Below are 24,614 nucleotides of genomic sequence, written 5' to 3' on the forward strand. Positions count from 1 at the left end.
AATCAGTCCAAATGCAGATTTCTCTGACGCAAGACGCCCACATCTGTCATCCAATGGCACGGAGGCAAAAACAAATTGAACTACGGGCAAATAGTCTCGCGCGGCCACAATTTGCTCAAAAAGCTACCCAAATAGTCAAGGATGGGTAGCTTTGTCCATAAATTAAGTTACAGTTCCTAACCCCGAGCTTGGGGCGGTGGCTGGGTGCCACTCTCTCCTCAGGTAATGCGTTCAACAGTTGACAGTTGACAGTTGACAGTTGACAGTTTGAGAGCGACCTCTACCCTTAAGTCCGAGGATTGGAGCAATGAATAGTCTGATTTTAATTTCTCCCGAGCAGGCTTGGGGCTTTCAACCAATTCTTTCTGGTAAATTTTTGTTTCCATCTTTTACAGACTACAGACTTGGGAAAAACCTCAAACAATCTGCGATTTTGGGATGCCCGGATTCGGGCTTGTCCCCATGCAGTCGATTTAAACAACCTTTTATGATAGCTTTCGATCTGTGTTCATGGCTAGAGATTAATGGTACAATAATCTCGGGGTAGCATAAAAAATTGCTGGAAACTGCGTCGGTTTCGGTTGCCAAGAGCGCCAACCTTTAGACTGGAAATTGGTGTGGATTTTCTTGGTAGTGCTGACATTTGACTGGTTCCAGAGAGTTGCAATCGGATGTGGTCGCTGTCTGTCCCGTGGGCGGACTTGTGCTTCCGCTAGCCGATCGACTGTCGGGCCTGCTGACAACAAATCTCTCAGCAGTGTTAAGCTTGTCATCGCGAAGTCATTGTCTTCGCTAACTCGATCGCTCAGTCCCTTGCTGCGCTGCTAAAATTTTGTTAATAAAATTTACTCGGCGGTATGTATCTAAACAATTATGGTATAGTCTTTAGTTTCTAGCTCCCAATCAGAGCTTGAGGCTATAAAAAATATGCTGAGAACCCCGTCCTTTCAAGACGGACATGAAAGCTAACCGGAGGCTAAGGCAATGCCAGTGACAAGAGTGAGATTTCGTTATTGTCATAGTATCTACAAAATGATATAATATTTTGTAGAGCTAGTCAAGAATCATGCTAAATCTCAGTTACGAGTACAAACTAAAGCCGACAGACAAGCAGATTTCTCAAATCGAAAGAACTCTGGTAATTTGTCGTAAGGTTTGGAACTACGCATTGAGAGAGCGTAAAGACTGGATTAACTCTCGTAAATGTCCGATTAATGCTTGCTCGATCGCTCGCGAGTACATTATTCCGGCTGATGCTCCCTACCCAAATTATTACAATCAGGCAGCGGAGCTAACCAAAGCTAAAGAGTTGTTTCCCGAACTTAAAACGGTTAACACAAAAAGATGCTTCAACAGGTGTTAAGAAAGCTGGAAACAGCCTTCCTAGACATGAAACGTAAGGGAATGGGATTCCCAAGATTTAAGAATAAATACCGAATGCGGTCGTTTGTATTTCCCCAAATGCTCAAAAATTGCCTCCAAGGAAATACTATTAAACTCCCACAGTTAGGCATTGTTGAATTCATTAAATCAAGAGAGATTCCTAATGAGTTTGCAATCAAGCAAGCTCAAATTGTCCGGAAGGCTAGTGGATATTTCGTCATACTTTTCTTAGAATGTGATGTTAATGTTCCTCAACCAGTTGCACAGGGATTCCCCGTTGGCATAGATCTAGGTTTAGACCAATTTTTAGCAACTTCTGAAGGCAAATTAGTTAAACGTCCTAAGTTGCTCAAGGTCGAACACCGCAAGCTTAAATTGCTGCAACGTCGGCTCAAGAACAAGAAGAAAGGCTCTAACAACCGTCATAAGTTGAATAGAAAAATTGCTAGGCTGCATCAGCGTGTTACCGATACCAGAAAAGATTGGCAGTTTAAATTAGCTCATGACCTAGCCCTAGATGCGGGAATGATATTTGTTGAAGATATCGATTTTCGAGTCTGGGCAAAAGGTAGGTTTGGCAAACACACCTTAGATGCTGGTTTCGGTCAATTCATCGCGATTATGTCGTGGGTGTGCTGGAAACGGGGAGTACATTTTGAGAAGGTAAACAAGGATTACACTTCTCAGGTTTGTCCGAATTGTGATAGTCACACTGGCAAGAAAGCACTTGATGAACGAGTGCATAATTGCCCTGAGTGTGGGTATACAACACATCGAGATGTAGCAGCCGCTCAAGTTATTCGGTTTTCAAGGATTGTCGGCGGAGGGACGCTTCGTAGACATTAAAGAAATTGCCTGTGGAGGCGGTCTGACGGGAACCGGAAACGGTCTAGTTAAGAGCCTAAGAGACAGGAAGAAGAAAGCGTGAAGGTGTGGATGCGATCGCACCGGAATGCAACCTTTGAGAATTCCCGCGCATTTATGCCGGGGATCGCGTCAATAATTCCCATATTCGACCTTTGACCGCAAAACTTTAGAGGAAAAATTGCCGATTTTTAGCTCCTTGTTCCTCAAATGCTTGAATCTCAAATCGCTCGAATGACTCGGCTGCAAGCTATTTCTAACTGCCCAGCGCAGCTCAAGCGCATAAATTAAGATGATGGCCTCATGGAAGACCGCTTTAACGCCCGAGATCCGCAGTCAAATATAAATCAATTGATAGTTTCTACTCCTTTTTTTGCAGGTTTGCCTGACCCTGTAATCGAGAGAGCAACTGTCCACATCGTTACCCGCAGTCATCCGTCGAATCAAGTGATTTTACTAGAAAATGACTGGGGAACATCAGTGTATTTTATATTGGATGGTTGGGTGAAAATTCGCACCTACAATCTAGACGGAAAAGAAGTAACGCTGAATATTTTAGGGAAAGGAGAACTGTTCGGGGAAATGGCAGCGATCGAAGAAGCACCGCGATCGACAGATGTCATCACCCTAGCCCCAACACTGATCGGCAATATGCCAGCTCAAGATTTTGTGCAACTCATTCATACCGAGCCCCTCGCAGGCATTCGGCTAGCTCAACTGATGGCCCGCCGCCTGCGACAAGTCAACCGCCGCCTGCGTTTGCGAGAGTCTGACAGTACCTCGCGAGTAGCAGATATTCTATTATTTTTGGCAGAGGGGCAAGGGAAAAAAATGTCCAGTGGAGGTACAGAAATTCCCAACCTGCCGCACAGAGAATTAAGTAGCCTCAGCGGGCTGGCTCGGGAAACGGTAACGCGAGTGCTGAGCAAGCTGGAAAAAAAAGGAACTATTCAACGCGAACGTGACGTTTTGTGCATTCCCGACCTACACGCCTTGGAGCGTCTGTTAGTCTAATCACTACAAAACGAAATATTGGAGTATACTGGAGTGGTTATGTATATATTGGAGCGCTAAGCGCGATGTATCTGTCGTCTATTGACGAATTAGAGTGTATTGGAGTTTCATTATAGAATGCTAAAACGCCAAAAAGGATATTCAATTACAACCAAATCAGTTAAAGCGAAACTAATTCGCTCAAAATTTGATATGCAGGAAACCAAGGATGCTTACAACGAAGTAGTGCATTTTTATTTCCTGTTAATTGCTGAAAATCCTCAAGGCGTAAGCATTCCCGTGCAATCTAAGGGAGGCTGGCGATTCTACGAATTACTAACCGCTGGTCATCAGTTTATTAGCGGCTTTCCTTCCCCGCTAAAAAGAGCCGCAATCCGACAAGCCATCGGTGCTTACGAAAGCTGGAATTCAACCTATCAAAAATGGTTGCATCGTCCGAAGCGAATGAGAGATCACAAACCTCCAGTTCATCCTAGGGCATTCCGGTTTAACCCGCATTACGATTCAGGGATGTGGAAAGAGGATGATGGTTTCTCCATTGTTTTGAAAATGCGAGTAGGGAATTCATGGAAATGGGTCAAACATCAATATCAATGTCCTAATGTTCCGACAGAATGGACAAAAGGTTCTCCAAGAATTCAAGTACAAAATGGTTCTTTATGGCTCGTTTTCCCCTTAGAAAAATATGTGCCTGCCACAGGAGGTATCAAGGGAATTATGTCTAACTCCGCATTTAGAACCTGCGGGATTGACATGGATTTAGACAAGTTTATTATCATTGCAACTGTTCTAGAAACCAACGACAGAGGCGAAACGACTGAAATCGCTAGGCACTTTATCAACCAGTCGCGTCACGTAGCTCGTAGGAAGCGGGATCTAGGACAAATTGCAATCAAGATGAGACAAGCCAAAATAGTGAGTCGTGGTTTTGCTAAATCAAGATGGGACTCAATAACGGCCAGAGAAATTAATTTTTCCAGAGCGGTTTCAAGGGAACTTGTTGAGTTTGCAAAACACTGGAAAGTGGATGTAATTAGTTTTGAACACCTAGGCAATCTTCGCCCGAAAAAAGGCAAATTCTCTAGGAGATCAAATCAAAAGCGTGCCTACTGGCTAAAGGGAAAGGTCTTTGAGCAAGTCAAACGAATCGCATATCAAGATTATGCAATTGTGACAACTCGCGTTAGTCCGATGAATACGAGTCGCCTTAGTCCGTGGGGAGAACCACTTTGGAGAGGGGCTAAGTTTCCGTCTGACTCACTTCGATTTGAGGGCTATCAATCTGGAGCTGCATTGGTGGCAACTGCTGATGGGTACAAGGCTCACTCTGGATTAAATGCTGCCCGAAACGTGGCATTAAAAGCAATCAAGCGCAACCTACTAGAAGCTACGCTCAATCTTAAAAGCCTGAAGTAGTAATACGTGACGGTGTGCAATCAAACTAGAACGGTGTTAGCGACTACCACTTTGATTGTACTAGGCTAGGGTAAACTGCCTAAAAATTCCTACCTTACTACGCTCTATTTGGTTGGGACTAGCTCCCGCAAACTGAAAGACGCGACTACAGAGGAGTTAAAAAAGTGAACTATAATTGGAATATTGTGACTTACTCCGATTAACTCCATTTATGGGTTACTCTAGAAGTATCAGAGATTGTTAATTTGAATCTCATTCAACAACACTCTCTGTTAACTAACTGATATTGATGATTTCCCGCCGGAGGTAAAGCTGTGAGTTTTAAGAAAATTTTCGCCGCCGTCGATGATTCTGAACTTGGCCGCCGCGTCTTCAGTCAAGCCTTAGAATTAGCCTCGATCGATCGAGCTAAGATGATGCTATTTCACTGCGTTACTGTCAACTCGCTGGGCGAGACGGCAGTGCCAATTCCGGTAGATTTGGGCTTGAATGCCGAGTTAATGGATCAAGCTTATCAAGCTCAACGTTTGCGGCTGGAAAGGGAGGTAAAACAGTCTGAGGGTTTGCTGAAAAATTATAGCGAGGTTGCAGCCAAACAAGGATTGGAGGTGGAATTTGACTGCCAAATGGATGGCGATCCGGGGCATTGTGTCTGCGAACACGCCCAAACTTGGGGTGCAGATTTAATAGTAGTGGGGAGGCGCGGCCGCACGGGGCTTACAGAAGCTTTCCTCGGGAGTGTGAGCAATTATGTCGTTCACCACGCATCTTGTTCGGTATTTGTAATTCAGGAAGTCAAAGCTGAAAAATGATGCTGCTGAAAATTTTCCTGAGAACATCAATCTAAAATAAGACTGGCGTTCCTACCTAAACCTGGTTTGTGCGAACAATATTAAATTGGGTGGCGAGGCCTCCAAATAGTGAAACCGGAAATTAATCTTATGGCCCGCCAGTGTCGTAAAATATCAAACTTTATTCAGTTGACAATTGACAGTTGACCGCTTGACAGCGACCTCTACCTAGAAAGAAGAAGATTGGATTCAACAGTTGACAATTGACAGTTGACCGCTTGACAGTTCGAGAGCTACCTCTACCTTTAAGTCCAAGTATTCGAGTAATGAATAGTCTAATTTTAATTTCTCCCTCGAAGACTTGGGGCTTTCAACCAATTCTTTCTGGTAATGAATAGTCTAATTTTAATTTCTCCCGATCGCGCTTGGGGCTTTCAACCAATTCTTTCTGATAAAATTTAAAATCGGAAAATCGGAAAATTGGGAATCAGACGTGCAGCAGGCAAGTTCTGTAAAATCTCAAATCTAAAATCTCAAATCGGGAATCAGACGTGTAGCACGTAAGTCCTGTAAAATCTAAAATCTAAAATCTAAAATCTAAAATCGGATGAGTGATTTTTTGTCAGCAGATGCCGCGTCTAATTCAGGCAGTTCACCCAGTAGCAATAATGAGCCACAAACCGCCACTTTTTCAGCAATGGCTGGCGATCGCAAAAATTCCGACCCGGGGACGCCCCCCACTGGAGAAGCGCCTTTGAGGCTCGTAGAAACGGCATTTTTGGCAAGTACCGCTAGCTTGATTTGGCTGATAAATTATTACTTTCCCCTGGGCCCGTTGCTGCGGGTTTTTTTCCCGGTGCCCATAGCCCTGGTTTACCTGCGCTGGGGTAACAGAGCGGCTTGGATGTCAGCTTTGGTTTCCGGTTTGCTGCTGTCGGTACTCATGGGCCCAACGCGGAGCATTTTATACGTGATTCCTTTTGGAATTATGGGAGTTGCACTGGGAGGACTTTGGCGGCGCAAAGCGAGTTGGTCTGTCTCTATTAGTGTGGGGGCGGTAATTGGTGCTGTCGGGTTCTTTTTTAAGTTTTGGCTGCTGTCAGCTTTGGTGGGTCAAGATCTCTGGGTTTATGTAACCGCCCAGGTAACAGAGATTGTGGAATGGGTATTTGTGAAGCTGGGCTGGCTGAGCGTGCCGAGTTTGAGTACAATAGGGGCGATCGCCGCTGGGATGATTTTGATTAACAATATTGTATATTTATTTGTAGTGCATTTAGTAGCTTTGCTGCTGTTAGATCGTTTGGGAAATCCGATTCCGCGGCCGCCGCGCTGGGTGCAAGTTTTAATCGATTATGAGGAGTAATCGGAAGTCATTAGTCATTAGTCATCAGTCATCAGGAAGAAGGAAGAAGGAAGAGGGAAGAGGGAAGAAGGAAGAGGGAAGAGGGAAGAAGGAAGAGGGAAGAAGGAAGAAGGAAGAGGGAAGAAGGAAGAGGGAAGAGGGAAGAAGGAAGAGGGAAGAAGGAAGAGGGAAGAAGGATCTTGTAACAGATTTAACAGATGGATGTTGAGGGAAGGAAAAAAATCAAATTATCCGCTTTCCCTCTTTCTAGTTTTTCCGGCAATTACCAATTCCCCATTACCAATTCCCCATTACCAATTCCCCATTACCAATTCCCCATTACCAATCCCCGATTATTACTGCCAACTGTCAACTGTCAACTGTCAACTGACTAATTATGATTCATGTTTATACAGAAATTGAACAGGGCCAGCGGTGGCTCGATCGCCATCGGGGACAAAAACCGATATTTGCCTGCGTGTTAGGATTCACCGCAACTGGCTTAATTCCGGGGATTTCGGCAGCAGGAGCAACCCCGCGCGATCGACAATTTACTTGTTTGGCCGATGCAGAATTTTTGTATAACGGCCCGCAACCGTCACCGCAGTATCCCTTGCCGCCCCTAGAAGCCGGTGCCTCACCGGTGCTAATATCTCGCGCCGTAGTCGAAGCTTTGGAAATTCCCCTTTACCTGTTTAATGCAGGTTTACCCCTGCCGCCTCCCGTACCTACAATTGATTTGGGCGGTACTGCGGCAAAGTGTCTAACTTCTGGGAATGCTTTGGAACTAGAAATAGTCAAACATTTGCTGGAACAAGGATTAATTTGGGGCGCTAAATTGGCCGCCGAAACTAATGGCAGTTATGTCATTTTAGGGGAGTGCGTAGTTGGTGGCACGACTACTGCTTTGGGCGTGTTAATGGGTTTGGGAATTGCAGCGGCGGGTAAGGTTAATAGTTCTCACCCTACCTGCAATCACGCTCAAAAATTGGCTGCGGTGACAGCGGGACTCAATAATGCTGGGTGGGAAATCGGCAGAAAAAATAGCACCCCCCTGGATTTGGTGGCGGCGGTGGGCGATCCGATGCAAATAGCGGTGGCGGGAATGGCGATCGCCGCGAGTCGGACTTGCGGGGTACTTTTGGCTGGTGGCACGCAAATGCTGGCAGTGTATGCTTTGATGCAAGCCTTAGCCACGGAATACGAGCTGTTATGGTGTCCCGAACAAGTCGCGGTGGGGACTACGCGCTGGGTGGCGGAAGACCCCACAGGGGACACTGTAGGACTCGCCTCGGATATCGGCGGTGTCCCTCTGTTGGCTGCACAGCTAAGTTTTGCCAGTTCTCGCTACCCGCAACTGCAAGCTTACGATCGCGGGTACGTGAAGGAAGGTGTGGGTGCGGGTGCGTGTGCGATCGCCAGCGGCCTAGCTGTGAATTGGACTCCAACCCAACTTCTGCAAGCTGTGGAAGCCCTAGCCTCGCGGTGTGAAATTCAACAGTAAAACCGGGTTTTTCCTTTTCCGTGCCTGTCGGAATATCAGGCATTAAATATGAAAAATTCAGATGTGCGATCGAGCTGCCAACCTCGTTGTGCTGCTCAACTAGCTTTGTTTGGGCTGAATAATTATATCATTTTCTGTAGCATTTTTGCTTTCAGATTTACAGAATATTCTACACAATATCTCGCTTTGATGCAGTATTCCTCCTGTGAATTTCGCGAGACAAAACACTCTATTCAATGACTCTATAAGTAGACGAGCATAAATCAAGGCAACTTGTATTTTCTCTCTCGATCCATGCCGATCGCCAGCAGCAATATTTAATTAGACCCGCCTACGTGTGAGTGCATTCTTTTGGCGACCAACTGTTCTTCTAAGGCAGCAATTCGATTGTAAGCCGCTGTTAGCTGAGCTGTTAGGCGCTGGATTTGAATCTCGGAAGTCAGCTCTTTTTCCAGACTTTGAGAATTCTTGTCGAAGTAGTTGTCATCTAACAGTATGTCCTTGTGACCGAGGATGCCGTCGAGATTGCTGTAGCTTTGATAGGGAGAGGTTTTGTGATTTCCTGCTGTCAGGGAGCGATCGTCCATATGCTGCTGGGCCAGCTTCGTCTCCTTGGCGGACTCCAATAACTTTTCATTGAGGTTTTCTACGAGTTTGTACAAAGCATCGACTTGTTGGGTCAATGCTGTAACTTGCTGGCGTAGCGCTTCCATACAGTCATCCTCGGAATAGTAACTTATATCTTTACATATTAGGGAAATCTTTACATAAGTGGGATTTATCACTAAATTATTTAATTTTTGACGTAATTGTTGTCTTCCCAATCCTGACGCTAGGTTGAGATACTCAGCTTGAGGATTTTAGATTTTAGATTTTAGATTTTAGATTTTCTTGGATTCTGAAACGAGGTTTGTTAACTCCTATACTTTGTTCAAACCTTCAATCAGAGTTAAAAAAAACAAAAAAACTCGGCTTCTGAGAGTGGGAGTCCCTCCAGGAGTGTGAGATTGACTCGGCAGTCAATTTGCCATTTTTCGATTTGGGAGTTGAGATTGTTATGGAGACAGCAACCGGGTTTTGTAGTTATTAAACTGTCGCGGATTTAAAAGGACTTTTTCACTTCGTTTGTGGAAAAAGCGTCATCCAACGGCAGAGTGTGGCGCTTTCGCGGTTTCCTGATATTAAGGAATGTAACACAGATACAGGCGATCGCCCGCAAAGACCGGCAAAATTAGCCCAAAGAAATTTGGAGTTCAGAAACGAGGCGGTAAGTTGACGGCAAGACGAGCACCGACTCCGATCGCAGCAGAAGCTAGTACAATGGCTATGTGTTGGAAAAAGAAATAAGACAAATCGGTGCGGACTACCGGACTCGACAAACAATTATTTCCCGGGTCGCAGAACACAAAACATCGGTCAATATTTAGAAAAGCGGATTCACAGGTGAAACGAAGGTCTTTGCTATTGGGCGCAGCCACCCTAACTTTAAGTCAATTGGCGGCAGGTTGCGACTCGAAACCCACTCTCAAAATTCGATCGCTCAAAAACGGTATTCCGGCCCAACTCGCAAGCAAATTTAGCCGCGATTTACAACCGTCTCCGCAGTTGCAGGTAACGCAGGAAGGGCAATTAAAAGAATTATTCGCTTTGTTACAGGAGTGGAAACGGACACCGGAAGCCAAAAATCAAGCTGACTTGGTGATGTTGGGAGATTATTGGCTGACTTTGGCAATTCGGCAAAAATTGATTCAGCCGATCGATCCTGCTAAAATTGCTAATTGGTCGCAATTGCCCGAAAGATGGCAAAAACTCGTCCGGCGTAACGCTGACGGCCAATTAGACGCTAAAGGTCAAGTTTGGGCTGCACCTTACCGCTGGGGAAGTACGGTAATTGCCTATCGAACCGACAAATTTAAGGATTTGGGGTGGACTCCGACTGATTGGAGTGACTTGTGGCGAGTCGAATTGCGCGATCGAATTTCGCTACCGGATAGCGCGAGAGAAGTGATCGGTTTAACATTAAAAAAACTCGGAAAATCTTACAACACGCAGCAATTAGATAAAGTTCCCAACCTCAAAAAAGAACTGGCAAATCTGCACGCCCAAACTAAGCTTTACAGTTCCGATACATACCTGCAACCGTTAATTTTAGGTGATACTTGGTTAGCCGTAGGTTCATCTGGTGACGTACTGCCGCTGTTACAAACTCAAAAGGATATTGCTGTAGTAATTCCAGTTTCTGGAACTGCACTGTGGACGGATTTGTGGGTACAACCAGCATCAAAAAAGCCAGTTTCGTTAGTGGAAAAATGGATTAATTTTTGCTTGCAGCCTCAGATTGCGCCTCAATTATCTTTGCTGGCTAAAGCTAGTTCGCCGATAATTGTCGGCATGAAACCCGAGGCTTTGCCCGCCGATGTGCGAAGCAATCCCGTGTTGTTACCGGATGCTAAAATTCTTGCCGCCAGCGACTTTCTGCTGCCGTTTGGAGATGCGGGGATTGCCGAATATCGATCGCTTTGGCAAGAAATTCGACAAGTAGTGAAAAGTTAAGTAAGTTTTAAGGTACGTAGTTGCGTTTCAGCGCTCTTTCATAGATCTAAAAAACAAGCAGTAAAAAGTTAAGTACGTGTTGAGGTACGTAGTTGCGCTTCAGCGCTCTTTCATAAATCTAAAAAACAAGCAGTAAAAAGTTAAGTACGTGTTGAGGTACGTAGTTGCGCTTCAGCGCTCTTTCATAGATCTAAAAAACAAGCAGTAAAAAGTTAGATCTAAAGAGCGCTGAAGCGCAACTACGTACCTTGAAAATCATCAAAACTGACGCATCTTTAACCATAGAGTGTGTCAGTCACCAGTTGTACTTATAAGCTGCGTTAATTGTTAAATTCTTAACTACTACTAAGGGTGAATTTTTAGGTAGCCCAAAATTCTGACCTTTTTTGTGAGGCGTGTATCCTTGTGCTAAGGCATGGAGAATTACCTCACGCACCAGCACAGGCGTAACAACTTGATAATCATAAGAAAAAGCTGTCGTCAATTTCTGAGCAGGATTCTGGTATAACTCTATAAACAAACCAATGCCGCCGTAATCGTCACGTGAAATAAGCCAACGATATTTTTCTTCGTTTATGGTGATACTACGTGATTTCTTTTGAGGAAGTGCCATTTTTTGCCTGTTATTTTGTTAGCTAAAATGTGGGTGCGTCAGCTCTTGATTTATCGATTATCCCAAAAATCTCTCTAGCTGACGCACCCTACTACTAAAATCTCTACGAATTATAAACCGCATTTATCAGCTCAAATGCACGGTGCGTCACCTCTTGATTTATCGATTATCCCAAAAATCTCTCTAGCTGACGCACCCTACTAAAATCCTTTGATTTTGCCTCGAAGACCGGGATTTGAGAGAGATTCTAAATCAATCCGACAGTTAAGCCGATCGCCCTTGCACGCATAAACCGCCAAAGCAGTCCCCTGACGGTTGCAAACTCGCAGGTTGTAACCGTACTCGCTAGAAGCAGCGCCGAAGCGGTTGACAAACTGATAGCGTTCCATATAATCGAGCAAACTCCACAGTTGGCGGTTGACGATGATGATAACCCATGTGTTGCTGCGATCGACAAACCAGCGATCGAGCAATTTGCCGCCAAACTGTTTTTGAGCCAACCACAGACTCGGCGTGCTCTTTTCGGCTTGCGAAAGCGGCGGCGACGGGAAATTGGCAGCGTCTCCACTCGGGCAGACTGGTTGCTGGGAAAACGCCGCATATTGTCCCCACAGCAAGGCTGTGATGCACGTAGAACTCGCAATTAGGAACAAACATAAACTTTTTGTCAAAATGCTAGGTCTGCGCCGGAAAACTTGATTTTGGTGGCTGAATTTGTGGTGATTCATCATAATTTATTGCGACAAAATTATTGAAATTCCGATCGCCTAAACAACGAAGCAGGCAGAAAAGCCGTAAAAGTAGAACCACAATCTAACTCGCTGGTAACTTCAATATCACCGCCCATCATCTGACAAAAACGCTGGCTGATAGTCAATCCCAAACCTGTACCGCCGTACTTGCGAGTAGTTGAATTGTCCGCTTGGGTGAAAGGTTGGAACAGTCGCTCTTGCTGTTCTTGTGTCATGCCGATCCCCGTATCTGTCACTCGGAAAACTAAATATTCAGCATCCAAAATTAACATTTGAACAACTCGCGGTTGATATTTATTTTTTAATTCTTCACTGGTAATTCTTTCGACAGTAAGTACGATCGCCCCATTCTCAGAAAACTTAGCAGCATTGCTCAGCAAATTCAGGATTATCTGCCGCACTTTCATCAAATCGCCGTGCATGGCGCCGATATTCTCGGCACTCAATACTTGCAAGGTATTGCCGTTTTTCTCAATTAACGGTTTGATGGTTGTCGCCACCTCCTCGATCAGGCCGCCAACATCGAAGCTTTCGAGATAAATCTCCATCTTGTCAGCTTCAATTTTGGAAATGTCGAGAATGTCGTCAATCAGTTGCAGCAAGTGTTTCCCAGCAGTCCGAATTTTGTCTAAATCCGAAACTACCTCTAAGTTGCCCACCTCCTCGGCATCTTCCACCAGCAGATCGCTGTAGCCGATAATTGCGTTTAGGGGAGTCCGCAACTCGTGGCTCATGTTTGCCAGAAAAGCACTCTTGGCGCGGTTGGCGAGTTCGGCGGCTTCTTTTGCCAACTGCCACGCTTCCTCGGCGTCTTTGCGCTCTGTGATATCCCGCAGCGTGGCTACCACCGCTTCCACGCTACCGTCTGTCGCACACACCGGGCTGAGAATGTACTCGTAGTCGCGGGTTCCCCAGGCTGCGGTGGGGACGATTACTTCGCCTTTGGCGGGTTCGGCTGTGACAAATATGCGATCGCACTGTTGGTGAACCCGCTCCATAATGTTTGGAGGCCAGCCTAATTCCTGCCAGGTTTTGCGAATCATTTCTCTGGGGTTCATGCCGGCAGCTTGGGCGGCGGTGCGACTGACGTAAGTGTACCTTCCCGACTGATCCACTAGAAAAATTAGGTCGAGGGAAGCGCCGAGAATGCCGTCAACTGTTCTGGCGTGTCGGGCTACTTGAGCCGTCATTTGTCTGACGGTAATGGCGCCGCGGACTCGGGCGGCGAGTTCAAACTGCAAGAGTTGGTTGGCTTGTTTGAGGAATGCCGTGCGCTGTTCGACTTCTATTTCTAGTTCTACTTTGGCTTTTTCTAGGGTGAGTTCGGCTTTTTTGCGATCGCTCACATCTGTAGAAATTGTACCGACTGCATAAGCTGTACCTTCGGAGTTGCAGAGGGGAAATTTGAGAGACAGATAAGTGTGCGGCCCGTCGTCTTGAGGGATGACTTCTTCAATGCTTAGGGGCGAACAGGTTTCAATCACTTTTAGGTCGTTTTCTCGCAAGACTGATGCTTTGTCTTGAGGAAAAATATCGCCGTCGGTTTTACCAGTTATTTGTTCTTTTGCCATATGGAACAAATTGTCAAAATGGCTGTTTGTAAGCAGGTATTTTCCGTCAGCATCTTTGATGTGAATCATTGCTGTGGAGTTGTCTAAAATCGCTTGCAGCAGTTCTTCGCTCTTCCGCAGGGCTGTTTGAACCTTTTGACGTTCGAGTATTTCTCGCTGCAATTCCAAGTTGAGGCGATTTAAGTCTTGCCAAGCTTCCTGGACTTGATTTAAGGCGATCGAGCTTTTTGCTGGTTCTGTATTTGTCGGCTGTGGGTGGTTTGAACCCCAGTTGGCGGCCAATTCTAGGGTTGGGACAGTTAGCGAGATTTCGGGATTTGTGATTTGCGCGCGATCGCCCGCACAATTTCCATACTCAAAATCCATCGCTAATTGACTGTCTAAATTAGGTTGTTTCAGGAATAAACCGGGGAGTTCGCCCAAATTTAAATTGTCAGATAAATTGTCAGATAAATTTTCCGATAAATTGTCAGAAGTGCGATCCTTTTCGTTGGCTTCGCTAACACACTTCCCCGATTGCGGGTGCGCTTCGGCGGTGGAGTTAGAGCGTAAATTCCCGTCTGCTGTTAATAAATCTGAGTTAGCTGGTTTGGCCAGGAGGCGGGTGACTCCTACTGCTAAGGCCAGGGGTGCGGCGGCAGCCACAGACAGTGCTAGCAGCCAATTATTGCCCCACCAGGATGCGAGATCAGTTTGTGGCATTCCCCGCACTAAAATTGCTGCGGGTTTTCCGGCTAAATTGTCCAGGGATTGAGCAGCTACTGTATAAGTTTTACTGCCTGTTCGCATTTCCTGAGCGACAGGCTTGCCGGCGGCTGCGAGTGCCGATTTCAGCAGCGATTTGTCTGCCAGCAAATCTGGCAACTTTTGATTTTTGGTAAATATTTGCGAACTTGCCAACACAAATTTGCCGTCAGTTGGGACGGAGTAGATAGCGCGATATCCGCCACTTTGTAAATTGATGGTTTCGCTGCTAGCAACTGCCGTCGTTTGGCTCAAAATTTTTTCTAACACTAAGACACCAATCACCGTCTTAGTTTTGGGATCGTTTACAGGAGTTGCTATGTAGCGGATGAGAACGCTACCGTCTCCCGCAGCGCGCGGCAAAGATACCAATTGTTTCTGAAGTTCCGATTTGGCAATAATTTTGCTGGCGGTTATTGGCTTTTTGGCAGCGAATACTCGATCGACTATTTTTTGCAGGTTAACACTTTTTTCCTTGATGTTGGGGTTGACGCTAACTACAATCTGCCCGTTTTTTCCCACTAAGACAGCACTGTCTATTTCCCCTGTTTTAACTTGGGTTTCCAAAATATCCTTGACAGATTGTCGCAAATTTGATATATTCTTGCCGCTGTTATAAGCTGAGGCTATTTGGGCGATCGTTTTGCTGTCAGAGGAGTTTTGCAAACTGAATGCAGCGCGATCGAGTTTAAGATTGTAGTTACTTTCACTAAGGCTCAGTTCAGATTTAGCTTGATTTTGCAGTTCGCTGCTTCCAACAGTTGATGTTAGCCAAAGTGCTGCTCCCGTTAATCCGACTGGCAAGATGGTTTGTAAAGCCAGCAATCCAATTAATTGTTTTCTGGTGACAGACAAGTTGTAGGTGGCAGGTCTGAAAACTGCTTTCAATCTTCTTTCGGAAGTCGCAAAATTAGTAGGCTGCGAACAGTTTTGCTGGCTGTCGTTTAACTGAGTTTGAGCCATAGTAGTAGATGCTAAATCGTTTGTAGATGACACGGGATATTAATCTGGAAGTATCAAGTTGAGATTTGGAAGTTGAGATTTTAGAGAGAGTTCCGTTAATCACCCATCAGAAAAATGTTGGCTCTCGCTGGGTCGAAGAAAGTCATAAAATAACTGGGGTATTGTCATAGAAATAAATTTTCTGGCTCTTCAACCAAATTTTGTAATTTAGTTTTTTTTACCAGAAAGAATTGGTTTAAAGCTGGAACCCGCGGAGAAATTAAAAGAAGACGATTCATTACTCCAATCCTCTTCCTTCCAGGTAGACTTTGCTGTCAACTGTCAACTGTCAACTGTCAACTGTCAACTGTCACCTTGTGTTTCAATCCCACAACCGCCTGCCCGCTTTGCCATTCAGTCGCTGGTGAGTGTCTTTGAGCAAAGTTGGGATGTCCAACTCTTCGGGACACCTGGGCAAACATTCGCCGCAATCGGTGCAGCGGTTGCCTTTGCTTCCAGGAAACCAATGTCCGGCATTTTCAAACATAGCATAACGGTATTTGCCAAACTCAGTCATGTCGCACCCGACAGCGAGATTCCGCAGCCGCAATACTTCGGGAATGTTGATGTTTTCCGGGCAAGGCAAACAGGCGTAGCACTGGCTGCATTTGTCAGTTTTCAAACGATCGGCAATCACCGATTCAATCCTCACAAACGCAGCAATTTCGGCCTGGGTGAGGGGAAAGTCGCGATCGGCATATTTTAGAGGTTGCTCTAATTCTGTCGGATTTGCAGGCCCCACACTCAGAGTTCCAATTCTAGTATCGCTCAGTAAAAACCGATAGTTCAACTCCAAAGGCGAGAAAGGCGAGCACAATTGTGCGAGAGTTTCTGGGGGCGTGTAGAGTTGCCCTCCTTTGTCTGCCGGAGAAATGATGAAAACGCCCATATCTTTGTGCTTGGCGAGTTCAACTGCCGGGGTGTTGCGCTGAAAAAAATAGTAATAATGCAGGTTGACAAATTCAAATAAATCTGTATTTATAGCAGCCAAAATCAGATCCAGAGGCCCGTGAGTCGAGAAACCGACGTGCCGAATTCGGCCATCAGCCAAGGCTTTGCGTACAGCTTCCATGCAGCCTGTGGGCGATCGCACCCAAGCCAAATGTTCCCAAGCATTCAAACCATGAATTGCCAGACAATCGATATAGTCTAGATTTAGACGTTTGAGAGACGAGTCGATGCAGCGTTCCGTGGCAGCAGCATCGTCCCCAGGAGGGATTTTCGTGGTGACGTGGAAGCGCGATCGATCGACAGACAAACCAGATGCGAGGGCCGCGCCTAGATATTCCTCGCTGCAACCGTAACCCGCCGCCGTTTCCAGGTGATTGATTCCCTGAGATACAGCTTGTTGTACAGTCTGAAAGGCAATTTCCTCAGAAGCCAAATAACGCATGGTTCCCAAGGAAAATACGGACAGGTGCAAGTTAGTTTTGCCAAACCGTCGATAGCGCATATCTGTTAGGAGGAAGTTTCGCTTTGGCCCAAGCCGCTTCTCTTGATCAAATCCTCCGGGCGGAGGTTTGAGATAAATTCGCGAAAGGCCCGGCGTTCGGCCTCATCAGCATCTCGATCGACCGGTATAGAAGCATCGGCGACGACTTCTTCCATCACCCAGATGGGGCTATTCGTCCGCAGAGCTATGGCGATCGCGTCGCTGGGACGGGCATCGATCTCTTTTTTCACTTCACCCTGACGGACAATCAGCACGGCATAGAACGTGTTATCTTGCAGCGAGTGAATCACTATCCGCTCCAAGGTAAGACTCCAGGCCTCTAGGAAATTGACCATCAAATCGTGAGTTAAAGGTCGAGGAGGCTTGTGGCCTTCCAGAGCACTAATAATAGCCTTTGCTTGCTCCTGACCAATATAAATAGGCAAAGCGCGACGCTCAGTAGCGTCTCTCAATAGGACAATTGGGCTGCGCGTGGCTGCATCTAAGGCAATTCCAGCGACTTTCATTTCAATCATTCGATCGGCCTCATAGAATTAAGAAACTGCAAGGCGGTGGAGAATTTGGACATAAAGATCACCTAAATCCAGTATGACTCGATCTTCGCCTGAATCTGCAACCGATCTGGGACTGTCGATTTTAGATTTTAGATTTTCCATTGACAATAGGGATAGAGGAGATGGCAAAAGCTCCTCCGTCTGGTTTGTGACTGTGGTTTGATTTAAATAAGCGATCGACTACCAAAAAATAACTATGTTTACAGGACTAATTCAATCTCTCGGAAAGCTGAAATCGCTAGGCAACGATTACTTCCAAATTTCCTGCACCTCAAGCAACTCCTATCAGATTTTACAAGATTTAGCCATTGGCGACAGCGTAGCAGTGGATGGAGTTTGTTTGACAGTGGTGGAAGTTCTGCCCCAAGGTTTTGTCGCCATCGCTTCCCCAGAAACCTTGCGCCGCACTAATTTGGGAGCATTCCCCGATGCTTGGGTGAACCTAGAAACCTCGCTGCGCGCCGGTAGCAAATTGGGCGGACATTTTGTGACGGGACACGTAGATGCGATCGGCACTTTAGCGACATCCACCCAAACCGCCAACGCTTGGGAGATGAGGTTTACAGCCCCACCAACAGCCAATTCGGGATGGCAGCGTCAAATTGCGCCATACATCGTTTCCAAGGGCAGCATCGCCGTCAACGGCATCAGCCTCACCGTAGCAGATTGCGATGCAGACGGAAATTGGTTTGAAGTTGCCGTAATTCCGCACAGTTTTTCCGAGACAAACCTCAGCTATTTGCAGCCGGGAAGTTTAGTCAATTTAGAAGCAGACATACTAGGCAAATACGTAGCCAAATTTCTCCGCAGCGGCGGCCGGGAAGCCCATCCCGAACCCTGGGAAGAAACCCCCGCCATCAACAGTTTGGGAACAATTACACCTGAATTCTTAGCCGAACACGGATTTATGTAATCTTGGGGTGTACGCGGAGTATTTAATCATAAAATACCCGGCGGTTGAAACCGCGTCTATAAAAACAAAACCTGCCTCCGCAGGTTGAAGAACGAGCGGCGAACATTATGTTATTCTCTTTAGTCTGCGGAGGCAGACTATCCTTCGGGAAGGCTAACGCCTACGTTTTTGTAGTTTGACCTCTTACTCGGATGACGGGCGCTTCGCCACATAAGCGCTTCGCGCTGGCTTCGCCTACGAGTAAGAGGTCAAAAGCGGTTTCAACCGCCGTCTGCATCTGCTCAAAACTGACGCCCCCTATCGACAAACTCTTTCTCAACAAAAACATTTTTCTCCCAAAACAACCCCGCCGCAATTCCCGCCTGAGAAACCAAAAACAAAGCAGCAATTAATAGCTTTTGAATACCCGATCCCTGGGAAAATGGATAAGTTAGCAAATTCAGATAAAATGACGGATGTTGCCGTTTCCCCTTAGCCCCACTTTTCGAGATAATTTCCCCAAACAAAAAAGCACCTCTACCGTAATTGAATTGCTGCCGCCAAAATTTCCGCAGAGTTAGTGCGTGGGAATGATAGACTGTAACTTCGGGAGCATAGACCGCGCGGCCTCCCAAATTGAGCCAGCGAAAGCAAAATTCCCTATCTTCTCCAGCCGCTAGCGAAAAAGTCGTGTCAAACCCGCCAATTTTCTGGAAAGCCTCAGCGGGAAGGGCAAAATTGTTAGAAGTGAAAAATTGCGCGCGATCGCCAATAGCATTGTAATAACTGTAAAGGTAATCGATCAGTTGCTGGCTGGCAGTAGAATAGATATTATCCGGCAGCGCGTTGACAGTTCGACCTCCGATCAAACAGTCTGGTGTTTCCACAAATCGCTTTTCTAGATTTTGCAGCCAATCTGCCGCCACAGTACAGTCATCGTCTGTAAACACTAAAAATTTACCCTCGGCTGCAAAAGCCCCAGTATTTCGCGCCGTTGCGGGGCCTGAGTTGGGTTGTGTCAAAAGTGTGAGATTTAACCCATTTTGAAAAGGGGATATTGTATTTTCTACAGATATTTCGGTGCTGTCGTTGACGACAATCACCTGAAACTTATCGCGCGGATATTCTAGTTCCACAAAAGACTGAAGACACTGCGCTAATTTCTCGGGGCGATTGTAAGTCGGAACTATAATTGAAAATAGAGTTTTAGTTGTGTTCATTCTAACTCATATATTTTAATATTTTAAGCGATACAGTACCGACTCAGTATTAAAATCTTTGCCGAAAACTGGTTGCAGCGGGCCCTCGGGACTTGTCAGCCAAGATAAAGCTAGTTTGGTGTATTCGTCCATCTCAGTCAGGGGCCCGAATCCTACCATCTTAATGTTATTTTTGTGGAGGTTGTCCATCCATGCCGGAAGTCGATCGGCTCTAAACGGCACATATAAAACTTGTCTGTCCAAATTTTTCCCGTAAAACAGGTAGCTGCGGTAACTTAAAAAGAAGCCGATTTTTTCATTGGGTACTGTATTTTTGTCAATATATTCGTAAATGCCGCGATACAGTTCGGCGCGAGCAACATCTCGCTTTTCCCTCGCCACCCAAGTAGCACTTACCATCAATGCTATGCAGACACAAATTATCATTATGTAACTTGATTTTTTCAAGCTAGCGAGTAGATTTTTCAAGCCAATTAAACTAGGATTGCGCTTAAATAGAATCCCAGCTAGTAGCAGTAATCCAACATAAATCAATGGGTATATTCCTAAATCTGGCCAACGGGGCGCTAATATTTTTATCACCAGATTGATGGCTTCGGCAAAATGAGATTTAAACCTGTCAATTAACCAACTTCCCCAAACAATACTCTTTCCGGTAAAAGAAGCATTTTTAATTAGGTCAAAAATTGTGTTGCTAATAATGCCGGAAATACTGCTAATTAAAACAACTGCTACAATTACTTGCTTGCGAGTTTTGAGCTCAGTCGCGGTTGCTGCTGCTGCGATCGCCAGTAAGCTTAAAAAGGGAAAGCCGTATCTGAGATTAAAACCGAGTAAAGGACTGAGTTGACCGATCGCCTCTCCGGCAGTCCCGGAGGTGTAAGGTGTAATGACGTAGAGAATTCCGGTGCTGGCAAGAACTACGGTTAAAATGATATTGTTTTGATTGATTATCCTGGTTTTACCTTGGATCAAAGCTAGAGGTGCTGAAGAGGCCTGAAGTGCGATCGCCAGAAATGGCAGTTGCAATCTAATGAGGACTTGCAAGCCGAACATTTGCCAGTGGGAAATATTACTGGGATTAAATTGAGCGGCTAAAGTGCTTTGCCAAATCTTCAAAAGTGGCGAAGCTGAAGGCGCAGGTATGGTAGGTGTTGGCTGCTGTACGGGAGGTTTTGGTGACGCTACCGGAGGTTTTGGCCCAGGTACGGGAGGTTTTGGTGACGCTACCGGAGGTTTTGGAGACGCTACCGGAGGTTTTGGCCCAGGTACGGGAGGTTTTGGCCCAGGTACGGGAGACGGTGGGGCAACAGGCTGTAAGGGAATGTTAATCTCGCGGGAATCACCAACAGGATAATTGATGTGCAGCAAGTTTCTCGCATACCAAAAACCTCCTAAAAACAAGCAGCAAAGTATGCCGCACACCAAGACTGGTTTGATGTGGCGAATTCTAAAATTAGTTGGTGTAAAATTTTTATTAACGATGAATCTTTTAATTTCTAATATTGCTAATCCTCCTAAAAGTGAGGCTGCATAGACTAGGGCAGTGATTTTAATTCCGGCTATCATTCCTACAGATGCCAAAAATAGGGATAGCTCGGATTGCGATCGGCTGCTGTGATAGGATAAACCTAAATATAAAGCAACTGTAAATATCGCAGCTAGCGGTAAGTCTGGGTGAATGGTGTTAACTTGGTTGAGCATCATCGGTACTGTCAATACTAAAGATGCTGCTGCCATGCCATAAAATCTCGTTGCTCCAAATTTTATACTTAATAGATAGACTGCAATTCCTTCAAGTACCCAGGCAATTAGCATGGGAAAAGCTGTGAGAAAATCTTCTTTGAAGGGGAGTACGCACAAAGCAGACAAGACGTGCCAATTGTAGGGATATACTCGGGCTTGCTCGTGTTCAAAAATCCAATTTCCGGCGGCATCTAAGAATGTAAATGAGTGGGTTTGATACCATCTGGCAATTACAGGTAGGTGAAACCACAATGAGTCATAATTTGTTGTGGGTTTAGTTGCTAGGGTTTCCCACAACACAAATCCTGCAAATGCGGTGGCACCAATGATTAGGAGTTCGGATGGGATCAGAGGTTGCTTGAGTTGGGGAATCTGCCACTGCGAGAAGCTAAAAGATTTCTGGTTTTTGGCATAAATCAGAATTAAGCCGATCGCACAAATCAGCATTTCTGCTATAATGACCGCAGCAAGATTTAGGCGATCGGCACTTCCTAAAATCAAACCTATACAAATTTGTGCAAGACTCCATCCCGTCAAAAGTACGAGGAGAAAATGAGGAAATGAATAGTTACTGTTTTCCTTATGATTCTCGAAGGCCAGAGACAAGCTTAGGGGAATCGGCCCGACTATAATAATCAGAAATAAAATTAATTCCCACAAATACTGCGCTATTAGCATAAGCTACTATTTACCAATTTTTATGGGAGGCTCTTGCTGATTGTTTGTAGTGAGGACTTTAGTCCTTCTATGGATGCGGACTAAAGTCCTCACTACGAACCTATTTGATTGTTTGTAGTGTGTACTTTGAGTGCTTATAAAACAATACGCTTGGGTTAAGGCTGATCCACCCTAACCCCCCTAAAAAAGGGGGGGGGACAAGAACTCGATCAAAGTCCCCCTTCTTAAGGGGTATTTAGGGGGATCTCCGGGCAAGAAACAGTGTTAACTCAAGCGTATTGCCTGATAAAAAACCTATCTGCTAGCTTGCTTCTGAATTTTGGGTTTGGAGGCTTCTTTATCCTTGGATGCAGAAGTGTCAGTTTTTAACAATTCTGGGAATGGCGGCTGGAGGTTGTGAACTTCGATGTCCATTCCCAGCGGCAGAGGTGGAAGCTGGGGCAGATCGTTTTCCAAATCCTTGAGTGCACTAGCGCTTTGTGTTTCCACAAATTTCGGCATTAGGGGTATTTTGGCGGTTTCCAAAGTGCCGATCATTTTTGCTACAGCGAATTCTAGCTGAGCACCGGGGTCGATCGCCACCCAACCCTGAGCAGTCATTTGCCGAACCTCGAAGTGGAGGTGAGGCCCTGTAGACATTCCTGTACTGCCGACACGCCCGATCGTATCACCCTGTTTCACCCACTCTCCTGGTTTGACAAACAGTTCAGAAAGGTGTCCGTAGAGAGTTTCCTGAGACTGTTTGCTGTGGTTGAGAACCACCGTCAAACCGTAGCCGCCCAACCAATCGGCGATCGCCACTTGACCCGCATAAGCGGCCAGTACGGGCGTTCCCATCGGGGCTCCCAAGTCCGTTCCGGTGTGAAACCTACCGTAGCCCATAACCGGATGAGTCCGCCACCCAAAGGGTGAAGTAATTTCCGCAGCAATCGATAGCGGAAACAGCAGGCTGGTGTTGCCATTTCCAGGCCGGCCCAAGGGACGCGGCGTGAGATTGTAGTAAGCAAAACCTGTATTGCTGCCGCTGCTGACACTAATCGCGCCGACTTGCACTGGCCCTAGTCCCATGCTGGGTTCGGGTGGGCCAGCGGCGTAGGCTGCCGTGTTAATCGAGTATCCAGCATCTGCTGAGTATCCGGGGTTAGCTGGGTATCCGCTGTCTGCTGAGTAGCCCGGAGGTGTGTAAGCAGATTCCGACTGGTTGCCCTGTCCCCAAAGCTGGTTGCCTACTTGTTGAGCGGCCTGACCTACTTTACTGATAGGATTTCCGCTATTATTTCCGGCGACAGTTCCCCGAACATTGCCCGGAAGGTTCGGAACAGTCCCGGGGCTTTGTGGCAGATTTCGAGAAGGAGGGGTGGCAATATAAGGGCCAATTGTGCTGGGAGTTTGCGGGTTGTAGTTGGGCCCTCCGGCGATCGGCCTTTCTGGGCTGTAACTGGGAGGGGCTGCTTCTGCTGTCACGGGTTCGGGAACAGCGGCAGGCCCGCACAAACCGCCAACTCCTTGTCCTGCTGACACGGAACCTTCGCAGCCTGTCGATCTTTCTGCAAACTCGATCGTTGTAGGCGCTTCGTATTGGCTGGTAGCGCCAACGCTGTAGTCTGTTTGGTCGGTGCCAGCGCGGGCTTCTGGGTTAACTGGTGCTTCAAAAGGAGGTTCCTGGGCCGTCGCTTCTGGCAAGGGAATCAGTGCGGGTTCCGGTAGATAATATTGGGCCGGAGGTTGTTCGGTGACGTAATCTGGCGATGGGGCCCGAACTTCTGCCTGGGGTTCGGGATCTGGTTCTCGCTGCACTTGGGCTTCGGGTTCCGGGGGCGCCAGAGGTGCTTCAAATAGTGGCTGAAGTTCTGCTGCGCCGGGGACGGCTTGTTCTGCTGGCGGAGTTTCAGTTTGGGCCCAAACTATGCCTTTGCTCAGCAGTCCCAGACTGGCAAGGCAACCTAGTCCCACCAGCATTGAGCGTTCGGACAAAAGGCGCGATCGAGTCCGGGCGCCTGTGGGGTGATTTTTTTGCTGTTTGGTGTTCAACTGGGCTGTTATTTGCTTGTCTGGAACTGGTTTCACGATTTTTTTTTCCCAACTCAACAGGGGGGCGCAAGAAGATTAGTCGATTTTAGATTTTAGATTTTAGATTTTAGATTTACTCGCAGCTTTGAATTCTGGGAGGAGGAATCTTAGTCTAAAGTTTTGGGCTGCTGGCGACAGGAGTCGGAAAGCAAGTATCTGTTTTTTGGCAGGGTCTGGATCGAAGTGTATGGCAATCCTTATCTTTATACAGACTTAACTGATTTTACCAGAAGTAATTGGTTGAAAGCCGGAACCCTGCTCGGGAGAAATGAAAATCAGACTATTCATTACTCCAATCCTCTTTCTTCTAGGTAGAGGTCGCTCTCAAACTGTCAACTGTCAACTGTCAACTGTCAACTATTGAACGGGCTTAAGGCAATTTTTTTTCGCGTCGAACAGCTCGAATGCTGTGTCGATTCGCGATCGATACCCTGGTTTTTCCGATCCCAATC

The 24,614-nt window shown here is 46.3% G+C and carries 21 protein-coding genes; 10 read left to right on the forward strand and 11 right to left on the reverse strand.

Annotated elements, in window-relative coordinates; genetic code table 11:
* Positions 1-521: 521 nt before the first annotated feature.
* Positions 522-773 carry a hypothetical protein gene (locus JGK22_RS24250; protein ID WP_293208962.1) on the reverse strand — a complete coding sequence of 84 codons (252 nt, stop codon included), beginning with the start codon at positions 771-773 and terminating at the stop codon, positions 522-524.
* Between the two features lie 293 nt (positions 774-1,066).
* Between JGK22_RS24250 and JGK22_RS33335 the strand changes: the two genes are divergently transcribed.
* The 8 genes from JGK22_RS33335 (at position 1,067) to cobT (ending at position 8,314) form a co-directional block, all read left to right on the forward strand.
* A complete protein-coding gene (locus tag JGK22_RS33335; RefSeq protein ID WP_325315607.1) occupies positions 1,067-1,363 on the forward strand; it encodes a helix-turn-helix domain-containing protein in 297 nt (98 codons plus the stop codon).
* A gap of 26 nt (positions 1,364-1,389) precedes the next feature.
* Positions 1,390-2,229, forward strand: coding sequence for a transposase (locus tag JGK22_RS24255; protein WP_366026539.1), 840 nt, complete (start codon positions 1,390-1,392; stop codon positions 2,227-2,229).
* 321 nt (positions 2,230-2,550) lie between these two features.
* The gene (locus tag JGK22_RS24260; protein ID WP_293152297.1) at positions 2,551-3,261 is read left to right on the forward strand and encodes a Crp/Fnr family transcriptional regulator; all 711 of its coding nucleotides are present in this window, start codon (positions 2,551-2,553) and stop codon (positions 3,259-3,261) included.
* Between the two features lie 117 nt (positions 3,262-3,378).
* Complete coding sequence (locus JGK22_RS24265; protein WP_293186857.1) at positions 3,379-4,677, forward strand: hypothetical protein; 1,299 nt, start codon at positions 3,379-3,381, stop codon at positions 4,675-4,677.
* Between the two features lie 314 nt (positions 4,678-4,991).
* Positions 4,992-5,489 (forward strand): universal stress protein, encoded by a 498-nt coding sequence (locus JGK22_RS24270; RefSeq protein WP_293152300.1) that lies wholly within the window; start codon positions 4,992-4,994, stop codon positions 5,487-5,489.
* Positions 5,490-6,075: 586 nt separating this feature from the next.
* Positions 6,076-6,831 carry a DUF2232 domain-containing protein gene (locus JGK22_RS24275; protein ID WP_293186858.1) on the forward strand — a complete coding sequence of 252 codons (756 nt, stop codon included), beginning with the start codon at positions 6,076-6,078 and terminating at the stop codon, positions 6,829-6,831.
* A complete protein-coding gene (locus JGK22_RS24280) occupies positions 6,821-7,039 on the forward strand; it encodes a hypothetical protein (RefSeq protein WP_293199078.1) in 219 nt (72 codons plus the stop codon). The genes JGK22_RS24275 and JGK22_RS24280 overlap by 11 nt, the downstream gene beginning before the upstream one ends.
* A gap of 168 nt (positions 7,040-7,207) precedes the next feature.
* A complete protein-coding gene (cobT, locus tag JGK22_RS24285; protein WP_293186861.1) occupies positions 7,208-8,314 on the forward strand; it encodes a nicotinate mononucleotide-dependent phosphoribosyltransferase CobT in 1,107 nt (368 codons plus the stop codon).
* Between the two features lie 317 nt (positions 8,315-8,631).
* On the opposite strand, the gene JGK22_RS24290 is transcribed toward cobT, so the two are convergent.
* Together JGK22_RS24290 and JGK22_RS24295 are read right to left on the reverse strand one after the other, a co-directional pair.
* Positions 8,632-9,027, reverse strand: coding sequence for a hypothetical protein (locus JGK22_RS24290; RefSeq protein ID WP_293186862.1), 396 nt, complete (start codon positions 9,025-9,027; stop codon positions 8,632-8,634).
* 540 nt (positions 9,028-9,567) lie between these two features.
* Positions 9,568-9,693, reverse strand: a complete 126-nt coding sequence (locus JGK22_RS24295; RefSeq protein WP_293192712.1) for a hypothetical protein — start codon at positions 9,691-9,693, stop codon at positions 9,568-9,570.
* Between the two features lie 64 nt (positions 9,694-9,757).
* On the opposite strand from JGK22_RS24295, the gene JGK22_RS24300 reads away from it, so the two are divergent.
* Entirely contained in the window at positions 9,758-10,867 is a 1,110-nt protein-coding gene (locus JGK22_RS24300; RefSeq protein ID WP_293186863.1) for an extracellular solute-binding protein, read from the forward strand.
* Positions 10,868-11,162: 295 nt separating this feature from the next.
* Here the strand turns inward: JGK22_RS24300 and JGK22_RS24305 are convergent, their stop codons facing one another.
* From JGK22_RS24305 to JGK22_RS24325, 5 genes are all read right to left on the reverse strand, one after another.
* Positions 11,163-11,480 carry a hypothetical protein gene (locus JGK22_RS24305; protein ID WP_293313945.1) on the reverse strand — a complete coding sequence of 106 codons (318 nt, stop codon included), beginning with the start codon at positions 11,478-11,480 and terminating at the stop codon, positions 11,163-11,165.
* Positions 11,481-11,680: 200 nt separating this feature from the next.
* Positions 11,681-12,211: a hypothetical protein gene (locus JGK22_RS24310; RefSeq protein ID WP_293313947.1), complete on the reverse strand. Its 531-nt coding sequence runs from the start codon at positions 12,209-12,211 to the stop codon at positions 11,681-11,683.
* A 17-nt stretch (positions 12,212-12,228) separates the two neighbouring features.
* On the reverse strand, positions 12,229-15,543 hold the full coding sequence (locus JGK22_RS24315; protein WP_293207585.1) for a PAS domain-containing protein: 3,315 nt from the start codon (positions 15,541-15,543) through the stop codon (positions 12,229-12,231).
* Positions 15,544-15,871: 328 nt separating this feature from the next.
* Complete coding sequence (locus JGK22_RS24320) at positions 15,872-17,002, reverse strand: aldo/keto reductase (RefSeq protein ID WP_293207587.1); 1,131 nt, start codon at positions 17,000-17,002, stop codon at positions 15,872-15,874.
* Positions 17,003-17,007: 5 nt separating this feature from the next.
* Positions 17,008-17,517, reverse strand: coding sequence for a bifunctional nuclease family protein (locus JGK22_RS24325; protein WP_293184826.1), 510 nt, complete (start codon positions 17,515-17,517; stop codon positions 17,008-17,010).
* Positions 17,518-17,752: 235 nt separating this feature from the next.
* On the opposite strand from JGK22_RS24325, the gene ribE reads away from it, so the two are divergent.
* Complete coding sequence (gene ribE / locus JGK22_RS24330; protein WP_293207589.1) at positions 17,753-18,469, forward strand: riboflavin synthase; 717 nt, start codon at positions 17,753-17,755, stop codon at positions 18,467-18,469.
* Between the two features lie 281 nt (positions 18,470-18,750).
* Here ribE and JGK22_RS24335 read toward each other — a convergent pair whose 3' ends face one another.
* From JGK22_RS24335 to JGK22_RS24345, 3 genes are all read right to left on the reverse strand, one after another.
* A complete protein-coding gene (locus JGK22_RS24335) occupies positions 18,751-19,668 on the reverse strand; it encodes a glycosyltransferase (protein WP_293184831.1) in 918 nt (305 codons plus the stop codon).
* Between the two features lie 15 nt (positions 19,669-19,683).
* On the reverse strand, positions 19,684-22,092 hold the full coding sequence (locus JGK22_RS24340) for a hypothetical protein (RefSeq protein WP_293225787.1): 2,409 nt from the start codon (positions 22,090-22,092) through the stop codon (positions 19,684-19,686).
* Positions 22,093-22,386: 294 nt separating this feature from the next.
* Positions 22,387-24,159, reverse strand: coding sequence for a M23 family metallopeptidase (locus JGK22_RS24345; RefSeq protein ID WP_293313950.1), 1,773 nt, complete (start codon positions 24,157-24,159; stop codon positions 22,387-22,389).
* Between the last annotated feature and the right edge of the window lie 455 nt (positions 24,160-24,614).

It is taken from the genome of Microcoleus sp. PH2017_08_TRC_O_A, from assembly GCF_020738665.1.
In the GTDB taxonomy this organism is placed as follows: Bacteria; Cyanobacteriota; Cyanobacteriia; order Cyanobacteriales; family Microcoleaceae; genus Microcoleus.

What these genes read in the sequence shown, in the direction of transcription:
- JGK22_RS24250 (WP_293208962.1), bottom strand. Translation starts at nt 773, where the DNA reads ATGACAAGCTTAACACTGCTGAGAGATTTGTTGTCAGCAGGCCCGACA.
- JGK22_RS24305 (WP_293313945.1), bottom strand. Translation starts at nt 11,480, where the DNA reads ATGGCACTTCCTCAAAAGAAATCACGTAGTATCACCATAAACGAAGAA.
- JGK22_RS24310 (WP_293313947.1), bottom strand. Translation starts at nt 12,211, where the DNA reads ATGATGAATCACCACAAATTCAGCCACCAAAATCAAGTTTTCCGGCGC.
- JGK22_RS33335 (WP_325315607.1), top strand. Translation starts at nt 1,067, where the DNA reads ATGCTAAATCTCAGTTACGAGTACAAACTAAAGCCGACAGACAAGCAG.
- cobT (WP_293186861.1), top strand. Translation starts at nt 7,208, where the DNA reads ATGATTCATGTTTATACAGAAATTGAACAGGGCCAGCGGTGGCTCGAT.
- JGK22_RS24290 (WP_293186862.1), bottom strand. Translation starts at nt 9,027, where the DNA reads ATGGAAGCGCTACGCCAGCAAGTTACAGCATTGACCCAACAAGTCGAT.
- JGK22_RS24265 (WP_293186857.1), top strand. Translation starts at nt 3,379, where the DNA reads ATGCTAAAACGCCAAAAAGGATATTCAATTACAACCAAATCAGTTAAA.
- ribE (WP_293207589.1), top strand. Translation starts at nt 17,753, where the DNA reads ATGTTTACAGGACTAATTCAATCTCTCGGAAAGCTGAAATCGCTAGGC.
- JGK22_RS24325 (WP_293184826.1), bottom strand. Translation starts at nt 17,517, where the DNA reads ATGATTGAAATGAAAGTCGCTGGAATTGCCTTAGATGCAGCCACGCGC.
- JGK22_RS24255 (WP_366026539.1), top strand. Translation starts at nt 1,390, where the DNA reads ATGAAACGTAAGGGAATGGGATTCCCAAGATTTAAGAATAAATACCGA.
- JGK22_RS24335 (WP_293184831.1), bottom strand. Translation starts at nt 19,668, where the DNA reads ATGAACACAACTAAAACTCTATTTTCAATTATAGTTCCGACTTACAAT.
- JGK22_RS24340 (WP_293225787.1), bottom strand. Translation starts at nt 22,092, where the DNA reads ATGCTAATAGCGCAGTATTTGTGGGAATTAATTTTATTTCTGATTATT.
- JGK22_RS24260 (WP_293152297.1), top strand. Translation starts at nt 2,551, where the DNA reads ATGGAAGACCGCTTTAACGCCCGAGATCCGCAGTCAAATATAAATCAA.
- JGK22_RS24275 (WP_293186858.1), top strand. Translation starts at nt 6,076, where the DNA reads ATGAGTGATTTTTTGTCAGCAGATGCCGCGTCTAATTCAGGCAGTTCA.
- JGK22_RS24280 (WP_293199078.1), top strand. Translation starts at nt 6,821, where the DNA reads ATGAGGAGTAATCGGAAGTCATTAGTCATTAGTCATCAGTCATCAGGA.
- JGK22_RS24320 (WP_293207587.1), bottom strand. Translation starts at nt 17,002, where the DNA reads ATGCGCTATCGACGGTTTGGCAAAACTAACTTGCACCTGTCCGTATTT.